Here is a 15724-nt window from a genome sequence, read left to right as displayed (position 1 = left end):
GAATGGCGGGAAATTGAGCCGTGGGGCGCGAGTTTCGCTCTAGTCGGGCGAAACCGAAATCGAGAATTCGAAGACGCGCTGGCTTTGTGCGCTGAGAGGCTGATGTGCCTGTCGCCGCTCCCCTGGATGCGATTTTGTCGAAATCGCCAAGGAGAAGAAAATGGCTGTGCACCCTACCGAAGTGATCGGGCCAGACCTGGTCCAGGGCATCGCGTTCGCCGATCTTCCCGACGGTGGAAAGCTGGTCGGCCATTGCGGCAATGAGCAGGTGCTGCTGGTGCGCCGCGGGGCCGAGATCTTCGCCGTCGGGGCGACTTGCACACATTACGGCGGGCCGCTCGTCGACGGTCTTGTGGTGGAAGACACGGTCCGGTGTCCGTGGCATCACGCGTGCTTTGATTTGCGTACAGGCGAAGCCTTGCGAACGCCTGCCTTCAGGCCACTCGCGTGCTGGTCGGTGGAACAACGCGATGATCGGATATTCGTGGGCGAAAAGCGCAAACGGACCGCACCCAAGCCGCGCGATGGAGGCTCCGGCCCCGTTCCGGAGAAGATCGTCATCGTCGGCGGCGGCGCAGCCGGTTTCGCGGCGGTCGAAAAATTGCGGCGCGAACACTATCAAGGCAGTATCGCCATGCTCAGCAATGATGAAGCACCGCCGGTTGATCGCCCCAACCTTTCCAAGGACTACCTCGCCGGCAAGGCACCGCAGGACTGGATTCCGTTGCGTGGCGAAAGCTTCTACGCAAAGAATAATATCGACCTGCGTCTTAATGCGAATGTCGCTCGGATCGACGTACGTTCTCGCGAGGTTGTGCTCGCGGACGGGACCTCGACTCCTTACGACAAGCTGCTTCTTGCGACCGGGGCCGAACCGATTCGCTTGACCATACCCGGGGCAGACCAGCCGCATGTTCACGCTCTGCGCTCGTTCGCAGATTGCAAGGCGATCATTGAGCGAGCCACCACGGCGCATATCGCTGTCGTGATTGGTGCCAGTTTCATTGGGCTGGAAGTAGCTGCGGCCCTGCGCTCGCGCAAGATCGAAGTTCATGTCGTGGCGCCGGATAAGCGGCCCATGGAGCGGGTCCTAGGTCCGCAAATGGGCGACTCCATCCGCACCATCCATGAGCAGAACGGCGTTGTTTTCCACCTTCAGGACACGGCGAGCAGCATCGACGGCAATAAGGTGAAGCTCAGCAGCGGTGGCACGTTAGCAGCCGACTTCGTCGTCGCCGGCATAGGCGTGCGACCGCGGATCGGCCTCGCGGAAAAGGCCGGGCTCATCCTTGACCGCGGGGTTCTCGTGAACGCCTTTCTGGAGACGAGCGCACCAGACATATTCGCCGCCGGCGACATTGCGCGGTGGCCAGATCCTCACAGTGGCGAGAACATTCGGGTCGAGCATTGGGTGGTTGCAGAGAGGCAGGGGCAAGCAGCCGCGCTCAACATGCTCGGCCATCGTGAGAAATTCGAGGCCGTGCCATTCTTCTGGAGCCAGCACTACGATGTTCCCATCAACTATGTCGGCCACGCCGAGCGATGGGAGGAGATCGCGGTGGACGGTGACATTGCCGCAAAAGATTGCCTGCTCCGCTTCAAACGAGAAGGGCGCACGCTGGCTGTCGCCTCAATCTTTCGCGACGTTGAAAGTCTGGAGGCCGAGGTGGAAATGGAGCGCCAAATGGCAAGCTAGCTTCGGCTTCCGAAAAGCGGAAGTCAGAGTCAGAATGGCGAAGCGGAATGTGGTTGTGACTGAAAGGAGTTCGACTATGTCCACAGAGCAGCAGGAACTAGGTGTCACCAGTGGCTTGGATACGGGTGCGCCCGTCCAGCGTTATTCGAAGATCGTGAAATTCGTCGACGAGGTCGCCAAGCAGGCGGCTAACGATGCACCGACCCTGGTTGAAATCTTCTCGGACAGCGGCCGCTGGTATTGCCGTGTTCGTCGCGGCGATGAAAAGACCCGGCCGATGGGTCCATATACCAAACAACAGGCTCAGCGGATCCAGGAAGCTCGGAGAATGTTGCTCGCCAAAAGAGGTGCCGCTCGGATCATGTTCGAGTAGGAGAAGGAACCCTTGCGATCGTACCGGCCGGCGGACTCCTGCTACAATCATGAGTTTTCGACAATGCAGAGCAGGCCTCCGGCGTCTAGCCGAGCCGGAGGCAAGGACGTCTCAGGCTGGATAGATATTGCGGCATCGTCAACAGACCAGACGGACCTTGTGAGAGAAATTCTCGAGCTTCTCTAGCTTGCGCGTATGCAAGTGTGGTTTTGCCCTGACCGCGTCAAATTATAAGATGCGATGTAAAGGGCCGTTGCCGTTCTCCGAGGAAAGATAGGAGCGCGAATCCCGCGAACGCTTAGCGTGCAGGGTTGGGGTTGCTCATCCTCTATTGATTTTGTACCAAGTAACGATCGACAAACCTGGGATCTGATTATGGACGACTACGATAACCAGAAAGGCGCTGAGCCTGAGGACGTGCGCGCCGCATTGAAGGGGTGGGCATGGTTTGGTGTTCTAATGAGCATTGTCTTTGGTGTCGCCTACGTCCTGATTGAGATGTAGTGGCCCACGAAGCAGCTAGCCCTTGCGGACTGCCCGAGAAGATCGGCAACGTCATTGGCGCGTTTGCAGTGACTTGGGCTGTGCTCGGTGCTGGTATATTTAGGCTGCGGACTAATAAAAGCGAAGTGACGATCTGATGACCGCCAAAGCCATGCTCGACAAGAAGGCGCCGCTGGCACTTTCATCGGTATAACGGGCTTTGGCGCCAGCGGCCCGGCGGAGAAACTCTAAAAACTTTTCAATATGCCGCAAAGCCGGTACGACATATTGACCGGCGGTCTGTATGCCCATTTCAGGAACACCGGCTCGATGATTCCCAGCACGCTCCAAGCACCCGACTTCCCGGCAAACGTTCGCGAGCTCGACGATGAAGCGCTGCTGGATATCGTGCAACGGCAAACGGCCCGGTACTTCTGGGAAGGCGCACATCCCGTCAGTGGTCTTGCCCGAGATCGCCAGAAGACCACCGGTGCTCCGGCCAACGATCTCGCAGCCATTGGCGGCTCTGGCTTCGGCATCATGGCAATCATCGTTGCTGTTGAACGCGGTTGGATCGATAGCACGGCCGCATTATGCCGATTGCAGCGAATGCTGGATTTCCTGGAAAGCTCGCCGCGCTACCATGGCGTGTTCCCGCATTTCATCAATGGCCGTACCGGTGCGACAATTCCATTCCGTCGCAAGGATGACGGCGCTGATCTGGTCGAAACCACTTTCCTGTTCAAGGTCTGATCTGCGCCCGCGAGTATTTCGCCGGGATGGCAACCGAGGAGGCACGCCTTCGCCATAGCGTGAACGCGCTGTTGTCACAGGCCGAGTGGAATTGGTTCGCACGCGGGGCCCGGCAACTGATGTGGCACTGGAGCCCGAACCACGGCTGGGCGATGGACAGCCCGATCAGGGGTTGGAACGAATGCATGCTCACCTTCGTGCTGGCGGCGGGATCAACTCGCCACCCCATTGATCCGGGCATCTATCACGAAGGCTTTGCTGGTGGATCCGACTTTCGAAACGGGCGCGATCATTGCGGGATCGTCCTGCCATTGGGAATGGATTCTGGTGGTCCGCTCTTCTTCTCGCAATATTCCTTCTGCGGGCTCGATCCACGAGGCCTGAGCGACCGATACGCCGACTACTGGCAACAGAACCTCCGTCATACGCAGATCAATTATCGGCATTGCGTCCGCAATCCCCATAGCCATCTGGGATACGGCCCTGACTGCTGGGGTCTGACCGCGAGCCATGGGCCGCGAGGATACGTCGCAAGTGCACCTGACAGGGACTTTGGCGTAATCACCCCGTCCGCTGCCCTGTCGAGTTTCCCTTATGCTCCGGGGGAAGCGATGCGCGCACTGCGCGGTTTCCTGACCAAGCCTCGAAACCGCATATGGGGCCGCTTCGGCTTTGTCGACGCGTTTTGCGAAAGCCGCAACTGGTACTCCCGAACCTATCTGGCCATCAATCAGGGGCCAATCATCGCGATGATCGAGAACCATCGTACAGGGCTGTTGTGGAGACTGTTCATGGGCGCGCCGGAAGTGCGCAGGGGCTTGGCGAGGCTGGGCTTCACCAGCCAGCACCTCGACACATCAACGTCTGCTCAGGGGCCACGAGCTGCCGCGGGTATGGTTCCACTGGGTTGCACCTAGCGCCGCAGGGTGGTTTTGTCCCTGAGTGATCTGCTGGCAGGTCGGAGCAGTTCGCGAAGCGCGTCCCGCCGCGTCCTAGCTACTGCTCAGGATCGGGAAATGTCAGCGACTTGGTCTCGAGAAAGTCTAAGCGCGGGCTCCAAGCGCTATCATGTATTCCCGACAACGATGGAATAGATAGCGCCGCCAATAAATAACGCAGTCGACATTCTCATGAATAGCTGAAATGAAAAATACTCTCTCATCGCGGCCTCCTTTGTTTCTATTAATTTCTCTCAGCCAAGATTCGACCATATCACATAAGGATACGATCTGGTAATTTATTTCCAGGCCGTGCTACGCAGATCGCTGCTTGAAAATGGTCGACTGAAGCCGTGTCATGTCCAATTGATCGCGACAGGCAAATAGTCGGTGGGTGTTGTCAAAAACTGACAAATCCGCTCAGGCCACCCAACGCTCCGGGTTGACTGCCTTCAACGGTGACACGGGGAGGCAGGCTTCTCGGAGAGCACATACCTGTTAGTCGCCCTCGGTGGCGATCAAAACCCAGTCGCACTTCGTTGACCGTGTTTCGTGGGCGAACGTCCACGTATCGATCACCTCAACAATCAGCGTGGGATCGCCAGCCACGACCCAGTCGTTGGCTGAAAGGGTGACACTGACCACCTCGGAAACGAAACGAACGCCGATCTCTGCGGTCCCATTCTCCTCGAGAGCCTCGATGACTTTTGCTTCACTCACGCCGATGAGGGTCAGCTGCAGCGTCTCTTCCCGATCCCGGCGCCCGGCAATAGCTCGTTCGAAGGTCTCAAGCACTTCCGGCCCGACAAGGCGTTTCAGCGTTTGGATGTCGCCATCTGCATAGGCCCGCAGGATAACTTCATAGGCCGTTTTCGCGCCGATCAGAAACGCGGCGAGGTCAAAATTCGGATCGATGTCGCGGATCACATCCAAGGGCTGGCCCGCCGATGAAGTGTAATCGGCAACGCCGCTTCGTTGCTCAGTCACCGCATCGCCCCGCTTGGTCTTGTCGTCATCCGAGCGCGGCAGCAGCTGGTCCCAGCCTGCCAGCAATGCCCAATAAAACGCGACAATTGCCACGAGCAAGATCTGGTTGTTTGGATCTGTGGTCTCGTTCATGACAGTCTCCCCAACAATAACAGACCCCGATTGAGCTGGAGGCGAGTGTTAGAGAATGCGCGGCAGCTTTTCCCATTGGTGGAAGGGTGGCGGCGACGGCAGCAGCCATTCGAGGGTGGCCGCCCCTTCGCCCCATGGGTTGGCGCCAGCCTGGCGTTTGCGGCTGAAGGCTTCCACTACCGTGATGAAGAAGACGACAAGTCCGGCCGTTGAAATGTAGGACCCGATCGACGAGACGAAATTCCAGCCGGCGAAAGCGTCGGGGTAGTCGGCATAGCGTCGCGGCATGCCGGCCATGCCGAGAAAATGCTGCGGGAAAAAGACCAGGTTGACGCCAATGAACATCACCCAGAAATGCAGCTTGCCCATCGTTTCGTTGTACATATAGCCGGTCATCTTCGGGAACCAGTAATAGAAGCCGGCGAAGATGGCGAAGACCGCGCCCAAAGACAGCACATAATGAAAGTGGGCGACCACAAAATAGGTATCGTGATACACGCGGTCGATACCGGGGTTTGCAACCATGATGCCGGTGACGCCGCCGATGGTGAACAGCAGGACGAAACCGAGAGCCCACTGCATCGGTGTCTTGAAGTCTATCGATCCTCCCCACATAGTCGCCAGCCAGGAAAACACCTTCACGCCGGTTGGAACGGCGATGACCATCGAGGCGAAGGCGAAGTAACGCTGGGTGTCCACGGACAGGCCGGTCGTATACATATGATGCGCCCACACGACGAAGCCGATCGCGGCGATCGCCACCATCGCATAGGCCATGCCGAGATAGCCGAAGATCGGCTTCCTGGCGAAGGTCGAGATGACATGGCTGATGATGCCGAAGCCGGGTAGAATCATGATGTAGACTTCGGGATGGCCGAAGAACCAGAACAGATGCTGGTAAAGGACTGGATCACCGCCGCCGGCGGGCGCGAAGAAGGTTGTCCCGAAATTGCGATCGGTCAAAAGCATGGTGATGGCGCCGGCGAGTACCGGCAGCGACATCAGCAGCATGAAGGCAGTAACCAGCATCGACCAGGCGAACAGAGGCATCTTGTGCATCGTCATGCCAGGCGCGCGCATATTGAAGATGGTGGTGATGAAGTTGATAGCGCCAAGGATCGAAGAGGCACCCGACAGGTGGATTGACAGAATCACGAGGTCGACCGCGGGGCCTGGCTGGCCATTAGTCGACAAGGGCGGGTAGAGCGTCCAGCCGCCGCCATGGCCAAGCGTGCCGGGCGCTCCTGGAACGAACATTGAGGTGATGAAGAGGGTAAATGACATCACCAGCAGCCAGAACGAGATGTTGTTCAAGCGCGGAAAGGCCATGTCGGGGGCGCCAATCATGATCGGTACCATCCAGTTGCCGAAGCCACCAATCAGTGCCGGCATTAGGACGAAAAAGATCATGACCAGCCCGTGGGCACTGACGACGACGTTGTAGACCCCCGGATCGCCAAATATCTGCAGGCCCGGCTCCTGCAACTCCATGCGGATCAACACGGAAAGCGCTGTACCGAAGACTCCGGCCATGATCGAGAACAGCAGGTAAAGCGTCCCGATATCCTTGTGGTTGGTGGAGAACAGCCACCTGACGACAAACCGTGGCTTATGATCATCCAAGGCCGTGGTGGCTGGATTGGACATGATTTGCTTCCTGCTCTTCACTGGAGGCGCGGCGGACTCAAAGATGGACCCGGCCGTCGGCGATCCGCCGTCACAGGAGGATCAGGTCTCGCCTGCACTCATTCATTCATCGGTGACGATCACATCCATCGGAATGTCGTGTGGCTGCGGATAGATGGTCTGGATCCTGCTGCCGGCGTAACCGACGCCGACGACGAGAGGCCGCTTCGGCACGGCCGCCAGGGTCCGGTCAAAAAAGCCCCCGCCATAGCCCAGGCGGTAGTTAGCCTGGTCGAAACCGACAACCGGCGCGATGACGACATCCGGCTGGACCGATGGCCCATTTGACGGAACAAGAATGTTCCAGATGCCGCGTTCGAGCGGGTCTCCTGGTCCCCAGATCCGAAACTCCAGAGGCCAACCTTTTTTGATGACGACCGGCAGCGCGATCCGCCCGCCGCGCTCGATCACCCGTATCGCCCAGTTGCGAAGGTCCGGCTCGCCGCGAAAAGGCCAGTAGCCGCTGACGACGCGCCCGCTGACCCGGCCGACAGCCCGGTCGAGCGCGGAGGCGATACGTCTAGACCTCGCCACGCGTTCCTCGGCGTCGACGGCAAGACGCTCATCGATCAAGCGCTTGCGCTCCGCCTTGCGCCATCGAAAGACATCCGTCCATACGTCTTGCACAATCGGCCCGGTGCCATATCCGGGAACGAGTTCGTGCATGAAGCACGGCGGGGAGGCGTACTCTCGCGTTTCCAAGAGAACATCGTCCTGATCAGACATTGTGCGCTCCATCAACTCTGCGGCGGAAAATCATCTTGACCTTCTGGACGTTGCGCTGCGTAAAACAGGAAGGCAAACGGAATTAAATGCTGTATTGATGCAAAATTATTGCACTGACTGGAGCCAGAAGGGATATCGACCGCGCTCGAACTTTTTTGGAAATCGTCCATTCCGGCAGCTTTCTGAAAGCCGCCGACCGGCTCCACGTCACGCAGACAACTGTCAGCGCGCGGATACGCACTCTGGAAGAAGAACTCGGCCGTCAGCTCTTTATCCGCAACCGCAATGGCGCGCAGCTGACTCCGGCGGGCCGGGAATTCGAGCGGTTCGCCCAATCATTCGTACAAATCTGGGAACGTGCGCGCCATCAGCTCGCCATCCCATCGGGACGGACAAGCGTGATTGCCTTGGGCGGAGAGCTCAGTCTGTGGAATCCGCTGCTGCTCGACTGGCTGGTCTGGATGAAGAACGCCAGGCCGGAAATCGCCATCCAGGCCCAGGTCGGCGTTCCGGACCAACTCCTCGAGCAGCTGAGGACCGGCGTTCTGGACATTGCCGTGCTCTATGCGCCGAAGCTGCTGCCGAGTTTCAAGGTAGAGCTTCTCGTCGAGGAGCAACTCGTCCTGGTTCGGACCACGGACAGAGACCGGGGAACGGTCGGGTCCAACGATTATGTCTATGTCGATTGGGGACCGCTGTTTGCGGCCCAGCATGATGCCAGCTCCTCAGCCTTCGGCGAGCCAGGATTGATGGTCGGCCTTGGTCCGCTCGGGCTGAGCTACATCCTGCGCGCCGGCGGAATGGGTTATTTCCGCAGGGGCGCCGCAGCTCCCCATATCGAGGCGGGACAGCTGGAGGTGGTGGAAGGCGCCCCGGAATTCACCTATCCAGCCTATGCAGTCTATCCGGAAGCAAGCGAGGTGCGTGCCGACGTGCAGGAGGCGTTACGTGGTCTGAAGCAGGTGGTGAAATGACAGCGTTGTTTCAGTTCCAAATCATCGGTCATCAAGCCGGAAAGAAATCCGTTGCCATGGGTTGACCGTACATGCCTTATCCATTCCACACCATCGGTCACTCGACGCGGTCGATCGCCGAATTCGTCGCCCTGCTACGGATCGCAGAGATCACCCTGGTTATCGACATCAGGACTGTCAGACGCTCGCGGGCGAACCCGCAGTTCAACAGCGAGGTGCTTCCCGAAGCGCTGGCAGCGTTCGGGATCGGATATGAATACATTGCCGAGCTTGGCGGCCTGCGCGGCAAGGCGCACGACGTTCCACCTGTGCTCAACGCATTCTGGATCAACCAGAGTTTTCACAATTACGCCGACCACGCGCTGTCGGCGGAGTTTCTTGACGGCCTGAATCGGCTTCTGTCCCTCGGCAGGCAGCGGCGAAGCGCCATCATGTGCTCGGAAACGCTCTGGTGGCGCTGTCACAGAAGAATCGTCGCCGATTATCTCCTTAGCCGCGGCGAGGCTGTCTTTCATTTAATGGGCAAGGATAAGATCGAGCCGGCGAAACTCACCGACGCCGCGAAGGCAAGGGCCGACGGAACGCTTGTCTACCCGTCTTCACATCCTTCGGGATAGTCGAGCTCTCAGGCCGCCGACGGACCTGGGTCGTCGAACCCGGTGTCGAAGGCCGCGATGTTTTTGTCCGCCGCTTGGTCCTGCATCTCATCGGAACGATGAACGACGCGCAGAACCGGCCCGGCCGATCGCGACGAGCCCGGCGCGGCAGCTCCCGCCAGCTTCAATCTCTCGCGCCTTGCGGTTTCCGGCTGATAGACCACTTCATGCACACTCAGCGTTTCAAGGCCGCCGTCCGCAGTTGGAATGGACATCGACTCACCTTCGGCCAAGCCAAGCAGCGCCAGACCGCGCGGATTGGTGATAGGCAAAAGCATTCCAACCAGACCGCGCATCTCGTCATGTGCGACGATGCGGGTTTCGGCAGGGCCGTCGTTTACCCGATAAGCCACGCGGCTGCTGAGCGTCACGACGGTTGCCGGAACATCATCCCGAAACATTACAACGGCGCTCGAAATCTTCCGGTCAAGGATAGCCGAGAGGATTTCGCCGCGGCTCGGATGGCGTTCCCGCATTACTTCAAGAATTGCGTAGTCCTTGGTGGTCAGTTGACAGCTGTCGGTAGTGGGCATGGCGCGTCTCCAGCCGGTCCGCGGGGCGGAATCCGGCGTTAAGCAATTGATCGGGTGGGAAAACTTCCCCCTGTGCCGGACCATAATAGGCCGGCACAGGGGTCAGACTCCCGCGATCAAGCTGCCCGCGTGATTGAGGAGACGCACGGAAATGCCCATGTCTAGACGCTCGCCTCGATAGTCGAAGGCGCTGGCGGGCGCTGTTCGGTCACGCCTTCCGGAGCCGGTTGTTTCACCGCTAGCACCGAGAGTTCGTGCCGCCGCCCGTCTCGCGCAGTCCACATGATCGACTGTCCGGCCGAGAGGCCGATCAGGGCCGTGCCGATCGGCGTGAGGATTGAAACCTTGCCTTCGGTGATATCCGCATCGCCAGGAAAAACCAGCGTGACCGTTTTCGCGTCGCCGGTGTCTGGCTTGAACGTCACTGTCGAGCCCATCTGGACGGTACCTGTGGGAATCCAACCGTCGGGGACGATACGAGCCCGTTCCAGTTCGGCGAGCAGTTCATCGGAAGCCTCCGGATTTCGTGCGGCGACGGCGCCCGCGAGCGCCGACAGACGCGCATGGTCCGACTGCGAGATGCGGATGTTCGGCCTACGCCGGGTCTTCTTGTCTTGCATTTGAATACTCGTATCTCGTTGGGACGCCGCCGCGAAAGATGATGCGAGCGGCCAATTCAAGAATGTCCTGCTCACAGCCGAGCCGAGTCGATCGGCGGCCCGCGGACTTCCATGTCGATTTTTTAAGTGTTGCCCCTCGGCTCGGGGGCACATGCCAGCCGAGCCGGGGGTTACGATCCCGCGATGGGGCAAACCCGGAAAAGAAAGTCGTGACGGATTTTAACGGCGGCATTCATATCATGATAGTTGGTGAACAGATCCGGGAAGTCAAGGAAGCCGCCTCGGCGGGTATTAAAGTCGCGAGCTAGTCAACGCGAGCGCCAAGCAAGGTGTTTATCACCAGCTCTCTTCGAGAGTTTCTGCCTGTCCCGCTCGGTCTCTCTTCGGCAAGCCCGAGGAGATAAGGCGTTCGGCCAATACTTTCGACAGCGCCTGGCAGGTCCACGGTTCGTGCGTTTGAGCGCCGCTGCTCCTCCTCGGTGAGGTCGCTCCAGCCCAGAGCGCGGCCTAAACCGCTGCCCACGAACCTCAACGCTCAAGACGACACCAGAAATTCGGCTGAGCCCATGATCCGGGCTACATTTCGCGTGCGAAGAACGCGGCTGGCGAGATCGTGCCCGCGTTCATGCGCGCGAAGTTGTCCTCGGCTTGCCGGTTGCCAGCGATCGCCCCGAAGAGTTGCTGCATCTCCATTGGCGGCTCCTCGTTGCGAGTTGGCAGGTGAACTCATACATCGGCAGCGAGTGTTGGTCGCGCTGTCGCTGATAGTCCGCCATAGCCGCCTCGAAACTGCTGTCACCCTTGAAAGCCAGGCCAAGTGCTTTTGCGCAGAGCTCAGCATCCCGGAAGGCATCGCTGATACCCTGCGCAGTGTTTGCCTCCTTGTTATAGCCGGCATCGCCAACGAGCGCCCAGCTTTGCAGAGGAGAGTGCTTTGATCCGGCGTTGCGTACAGGACGCAGCCGGCCTATCTGGACAGCGGCGGCCGGCCGGGCGCATTGACAGGCGCGTGTCGCTCACGGACGAACGCTGATGATCGTCTTCCCCGAGCGTCGCTCGGTCGTTTTGAACGCGGAAACGGCATCGTCGAGGGTCGAGATGTTGCCGATGTTCGTCCGCAGCCGTCCGTCCCGCACGCGCTGGACGATTTCACTCAGTTGAGCACGATCGGACTCGACAACGAAGTCGACCGCCAGGCCATTGGCGGGCGGCGCGTCGGGCGGCCCGACGACGGTCACCAGTGTTCCTCCGGCTCGAACCGCAGGAGAGGGGCCAATCCGTGCTGCTTGTCGATGTCATGGGTTCACCGAAAGAAACTTTTGTCTCTTGGACGGCGAATGCCCGCTTCGCGCCTAATGTCGGTCGTTGCGATGATGTGCGAAAATCCCAAAAGCGGACACTCGCCCCGGCGGCTTACCTCTGCGCCACGAACAGTTTGATCAAGGCAGGCAGATGCCGGCAAGGGAAGCAACTGGCTTGATGATATGATATATAGGCAAAGTCATGCAGATCTGCCCGTCGGCGAATAGAATTCGCCGGAGAGCAAAAAGGGGAGAGCAAGCCGTCTGCGCGGGCTTGGCCATACGACAGCCACGGCCAGCGAAGCCGTTGAGAGTGAAGCTACGATAGGGTCTCGTCACGGCCGTCGACAGCAGGCGCAAATCTGGCTTTCGCCCGCCGCTTGAAAACAGTGTAGCATGCGAAAAACTGTGCGGACGTTCTTATGAGTTTTGATGATATCGACCTCAATTTGCTACGAGTATTCGACGTTATGATGCGTGAAAGGAGCGTAACGCGTGCAGCGACCGAATTGGGAAGAACACAATCCGCTGTAAGTCATTCCCTATCAAAGCTTCGGTATCTCTTGCAGGACGAATTGTTCACGAGAGACGGGGGGGAGATGCGGCCAACCCCACGGGCGGTGGAGTTGCTGTCAGATATTTCTGCTGCACTGGCAACGATCCGCGCGTCGATCGACCGGCATCAGGTGTTCAATCCGGCAACGACGCGACGCAACTTTCGCGTTGGACTTACCGATTACCACGCCATGATATTTATCCCTGGGCTCATTCGAGTATTTTCGAGGCAAGCTCCTGGCGCGACGCTGAACGTCATTCCCGCAAACGGACCCGAGATCGGTTCATCAGTCTATTTGAGACAAGTCGACTGTGCGCTGACGGGAGCCGCGATACGCGATGACCCGGGTCTCCTGAAGGTGGAACTTGGCCAGGATCAGCTATTTTGCGCGGTGTGGAGTGGAAGCAAGATAGCCAGGAACGCAATGACACTGGAAACGTATTTGGCCAGTTCTCACCTGCAGATTTCCGCAGATGGTCTGGCAGAAGGTCTTGCTGATGCCGCCCTCAAGCTAATGGGTCTACGGCGCAATGTCGTTGCGACCATCCCGAATTATCTGGTGCTGCCCTGGGCGCTTCGCGGCACTGAACTGATTACCCATTGCGGCGATGCCATCCTGCAAATGCTGGATGAGAGGAGCGAGGTGACGCTGGTCCCGCCGCCCCTTCCGATATCAAATGTGAATGCGTGGCTCATTGTTCACCGCCAGATGGCGAATGACCCGGGTACCAAATGGCTCCGGGAAATCATCATTAGCATCTACAACGAGTCGCGGACCAAGAGAGATCAAGGGCCAACCGTCGGAGCACCGGGGTTGGCTGCACAATAGATCGCGCGCACTGTCGCTCATTCGATCAGCCCGCTCAAGCAAACCGGCCCGATCACCACTCAAGTCCCTTTTCACCCGAGAGCGGGTGCCTCGTAAATTATGAGCAGCGCTCATTTTCGTAATGAGAACAATCAATTTGACGAATACTTATGCTTGAGAGCACAGTCTCTTCAAGAAAAACAGGGGAATACCGAAATGAGATCCACGTTCAAGGGCCTCCTTGCCCTCGCTATCGCGTGCACCGCCTCCTCGGTGTGGTCCGCAACCCTCGACAATGTCAAGAAAAATGGCGTGCTGACGTGTGGCACAAATTCGGCCACGGCTGGCTTCAGCCTTCCCGACAATGAAGGCAAATGGACCGGATTTGTGGTCGACTATTGTCGCGCCGTGGCCGCTGCCGTGCTCGGGGATGCGCAAAAGGTCAAGTTCATCCCATTGACGCCAAAAGATCGCTTCACCGCCTTGCAGTCGGGAGAGATCGACATTCTCGCACACAACGCAACCTGGACCTCCTCCCGCGATACATCCCTCGGCATACTGTTTGCCGGCACGTATTTTTATGACGGTCAGGGATTCATGGTGCGCAAGGCGGACAACATCACGTCAGCCAAGGGGCTCGAGGGCGCATCGATATGCGTCACCCAGGGCACCACGACCGAGTTGAACCTTGCCGACTATTTTCGCTCGCAGTCGATCAAGTATACGACGGTTGGTTTCGCCGACGAGGAAGCGGTCGTGAAGGCTTACGAGGAGGGTCGTTGCGACGTCTTGTCCGCGGACACCTCCACCTTGAACGCGTCGCGGCTTCGCATGGCCAAGCCGGACGACAGCATTGTTCTTCCCGAGCTGATCTCAAAGGAGCCGCTTGGCCCGGCGGTGCGGCAGGGTGACGACCAGTGGTTCAATGTGGCGAAGTGGACGCTCTACGTCATGATGGCCGCGGAAGAAAACGGGGTCACCTCCAAGAACGTCGATGCCATGAAGTCGTCGGACAATCCCAGCATCCGCCGTCTGCTTGGCGTGGACGGTAGCATAGGCAAGGACATCGGGCTCGGCGACGACTGGCCGGTCCAGGTGATCAAACAGGTAGGCAACTACGGTGAAGTCTTTGATCGCAATATCGGCAAGGATTCGCCGCTGAAAATGGAGCGTGGCATGAACGCGCTCTGGAACAAAGGCGGCGTTCAGTACGCTCCGCCGATCCGCTAGGCAAAGCATGGTTGCAAGGCGCTGGCGTGTTACCACCAGCGCCCTGCACGGATCCCGATAGGAACAGGCCATGTCCCATTTGTCGCTTCCCGCGCCGTCGCGCAGGAGCCTGTCGCTGCACGATACGAAAGTGCGAGGCGTTCTCTACCAGCTCTTGCTCGCTGGCTGTCTGCTGGCCTTGGCCCTGGGCATCGGGATGCAGACAGCATCGAATATGCGGGTCCGGGGGATTCCGCTCTCATTCGATTTTTGGAATGAGGCTGCCGGCTTCGACATCAGTCAGACCCTGATACCGTACGATGCGCTGTCCACCTATGGTCAGGCCTTCTGGGTCGGAGTGGTCAACACACTCTACGTCAGCGTACTCGCAATCCTGTTGGCGACCTTGCTTGGCTTCGTCATCGGCGTTGCCCGCCTGTCGCGGAACTGGATCGTTTCGAAGGTGGCGACCGCCTATGTCGAGCTTGTGCGCAATGTCCCGTTATTGCTGCAGCTGCTGTTCTGGTACAACGCCGTCCTCAAGCCGTTGCCCTCCCCGAAGGCGTCTATTGCCATCCCCGGCGGCATCTACCTAAACAATCGCGGCCTCATCATTCCGGAGATCCAGTTGCATCCGGGAGCGGGGTTGGTGAGCCTGGCATTCGTGACGGCCATTTCCTGCTGCGTTGCATTCTGGTTTCGCGCCAGGAGCGTCCAGAGACGGACGGGCAAGCAGCTGCCGGTGCTTTTGGTCAGTCTGGCGACGTTGATAGGATTTCCGCTGGTCGTGTTCCTGGCGGCTGGCGAGCCGGTCTCGTTCGTCGCGCCGCAGCTGCGCGGCTTCAATTTTCAAGGCGGGCATCAGCTCTATCCGGAGTTTGCCGCTCTCCTGATCGGTCTGTCGGTCTACACCGGTTCATACATCGCCGAGATCGTTCGAGGTGGAATCCAGGCAGTGCCAAAGGGCCAGACGGAGGCTGCGTATGCGCTGGGGCTGGCGCCGGGCAAGACGCTTCGTCTGGTCGTCGTTCCCCAGGCGCTGCGGATCATCATACCGCCTTTGACAAGCCAGTATCTCAATCTCATCAAGAACTCGTCGCTGGCGGTGTTCATCGGCTATCCCGACCTCGTGCAGATCTTTGCAGGGACGGTGCTCAACCAGACCGGCGCGGCCGTCCAGGTCATGGCGATCACCTTGTCTGTCTATCTCGTTATCTCCCTCGCCACGTCGTTGGCCATGAACGCGTGTAACCGACATTTTGCGATCGTCGAGAGGTGACGCGTGAGCGATCA

General features: G+C 58.9%; 15 protein-coding genes and 3 pseudogenes. 11 read left to right on the top strand and 7 right to left on the bottom strand.

The window, feature by feature from the left end:
- Positions 1–160: 160 nt before the first annotated feature.
- The 3 genes from NKI19_RS22395 (at position 161) to NKI19_RS22385 (ending at position 2573) form a co-directional block, all read left to right on the top strand.
- On the top strand, positions 161–1696 hold the full coding sequence (locus tag NKI19_RS22395) for an FAD-dependent oxidoreductase (protein WP_352566354.1): 1536 nt from the start codon (positions 161–163) through the stop codon (positions 1694–1696).
- 76 nt (positions 1697–1772) lie between these two features.
- Positions 1773–2069, top strand: coding sequence for a hypothetical protein (locus tag NKI19_RS22390; RefSeq protein ID WP_352566356.1), 297 nt, complete (start codon positions 1773–1775; stop codon positions 2067–2069).
- Positions 2070–2444: 375 nt separating this feature from the next.
- Positions 2445–2573 (top strand): hypothetical protein, encoded by a 129-nt coding sequence (locus NKI19_RS22385; protein WP_352566357.1) that lies wholly within the window; start codon positions 2445–2447, stop codon positions 2571–2573.
- A gap of 111 nt (positions 2574–2684) precedes the next feature.
- Here NKI19_RS22385 and NKI19_RS22380 read toward each other — a convergent pair whose 3' ends face one another.
- A complete protein-coding gene (locus tag NKI19_RS22380; RefSeq protein WP_352566359.1) occupies positions 2685–2864 on the bottom strand; it encodes a hypothetical protein in 180 nt (59 codons plus the stop codon).
- 18 nt (positions 2865–2882) lie between these two features.
- Here NKI19_RS22380 and NKI19_RS22375 point away from each other — a divergent pair, with 18 nt between their 5' ends.
- Both NKI19_RS22375 and NKI19_RS22370 read left to right on the top strand, forming a co-directional pair.
- Positions 2883–3305 (top strand): hypothetical protein, encoded by a 423-nt coding sequence (locus NKI19_RS22375; protein ID WP_352566361.1) that lies wholly within the window; start codon positions 2883–2885, stop codon positions 3303–3305.
- Between the two features lie 26 nt (positions 3306–3331).
- The gene (locus NKI19_RS22370; protein WP_352566363.1) at positions 3332–4222 is read left to right on the top strand and encodes a glucoamylase family protein; all 891 of its coding nucleotides are present in this window, start codon (positions 3332–3334) and stop codon (positions 4220–4222) included.
- Between the two features lie 519 nt (positions 4223–4741).
- Here the strand turns inward: NKI19_RS22370 and NKI19_RS22365 are convergent.
- The 3 genes and pseudogenes from NKI19_RS22365 to NKI19_RS22355 all read right to left on the bottom strand — a co-directional run bounded on the left by NKI19_RS22365 (position 4742) and on the right by NKI19_RS22355 (position 7774).
- Complete coding sequence (locus NKI19_RS22365; protein ID WP_352566365.1) at positions 4742–5362, bottom strand: Tim44/TimA family putative adaptor protein; 621 nt, start codon at positions 5360–5362, stop codon at positions 4742–4744.
- Positions 5363–5410: 48 nt separating this feature from the next.
- Positions 5411–6976: pseudogene (gene ctaD / locus NKI19_RS22360) on the bottom strand (cytochrome c oxidase subunit I); the annotation flags it as partial.
- Positions 6977–7111: 135 nt separating this feature from the next.
- Positions 7112–7774, bottom strand: a complete 663-nt coding sequence (locus tag NKI19_RS22355; protein WP_352566368.1) for a 5-formyltetrahydrofolate cyclo-ligase — start codon at positions 7772–7774, stop codon at positions 7112–7114.
- A gap of 155 nt (positions 7775–7929) precedes the next feature.
- On the opposite strand from NKI19_RS22355, the pseudogene NKI19_RS22350 reads away from it, so the two are divergent.
- The 3 genes and pseudogenes from NKI19_RS22350 to NKI19_RS22340 all read left to right on the top strand — a co-directional run.
- Positions 7930–8028: pseudogene (locus NKI19_RS22350) on the top strand (LysR family transcriptional regulator); the annotation flags it as partial.
- Between the two features lie 144 nt (positions 8029–8172).
- On the top strand, positions 8173–8748 hold the full coding sequence (locus NKI19_RS22345; protein WP_352566405.1) for a LysR substrate-binding domain-containing protein: 576 nt from the start codon (positions 8173–8175) through the stop codon (positions 8746–8748).
- A 71-nt stretch (positions 8749–8819) separates the two neighbouring features.
- Positions 8820–9365: a DUF488 domain-containing protein gene (locus NKI19_RS22340; RefSeq protein ID WP_352566370.1), complete on the top strand. Its 546-nt coding sequence runs from the start codon at positions 8820–8822 to the stop codon at positions 9363–9365.
- 8 nt (positions 9366–9373) lie between these two features.
- On the opposite strand, the gene NKI19_RS22335 is transcribed toward NKI19_RS22340, so the two are convergent.
- The 3 genes and pseudogenes from NKI19_RS22335 to NKI19_RS22325 form a co-directional block, all read right to left on the bottom strand.
- Positions 9374–9937 carry a GreA/GreB family elongation factor gene (locus NKI19_RS22335; RefSeq protein WP_352566371.1) on the bottom strand — a complete coding sequence of 188 codons (564 nt, stop codon included), beginning with the start codon at positions 9935–9937 and terminating at the stop codon, positions 9374–9376.
- 161 nt (positions 9938–10098) lie between these two features.
- Complete coding sequence (rnk, locus tag NKI19_RS22330; RefSeq protein WP_352566373.1) at positions 10099–10557, bottom strand: nucleoside diphosphate kinase regulator; 459 nt, start codon at positions 10555–10557, stop codon at positions 10099–10101.
- 1016 nt (positions 10558–11573) lie between these two features.
- Positions 11574–11816: pseudogene (locus NKI19_RS22325) on the bottom strand (NADP-dependent oxidoreductase); the annotation flags it as partial.
- Between the two features lie 464 nt (positions 11817–12280).
- Here NKI19_RS22325 and NKI19_RS22320 point away from each other — a divergent pair.
- The 3 genes from NKI19_RS22320 (at position 12281) to NKI19_RS22310 (ending at position 15710) form a co-directional block, all read left to right on the top strand.
- On the top strand, positions 12281–13243 hold the full coding sequence (locus tag NKI19_RS22320) for a LysR family transcriptional regulator (protein ID WP_352566375.1): 963 nt from the start codon (positions 12281–12283) through the stop codon (positions 13241–13243).
- Between the two features lie 195 nt (positions 13244–13438).
- Complete coding sequence (locus tag NKI19_RS22315; protein WP_352566377.1) at positions 13439–14452, top strand: amino acid ABC transporter substrate-binding protein; 1014 nt, start codon at positions 13439–13441, stop codon at positions 14450–14452.
- Positions 14453–14522: 70 nt separating this feature from the next.
- Positions 14523–15710 (top strand): amino acid ABC transporter permease, encoded by a 1188-nt coding sequence (locus NKI19_RS22310; protein ID WP_352566379.1) that lies wholly within the window; start codon positions 14523–14525, stop codon positions 15708–15710.
- Positions 15711–15724 lie beyond the last annotated feature (14 nt).

The organism is Mesorhizobium sp. M0751 (genome assembly GCF_040320265.1).
Taxonomy (GTDB): Bacteria; Pseudomonadota; Alphaproteobacteria; order Rhizobiales; family Rhizobiaceae; genus Mesorhizobium.
Note: the sequence above shows the minus strand (reverse complement) of the source record. Positions and strands in the feature narration are given on the sequence as shown.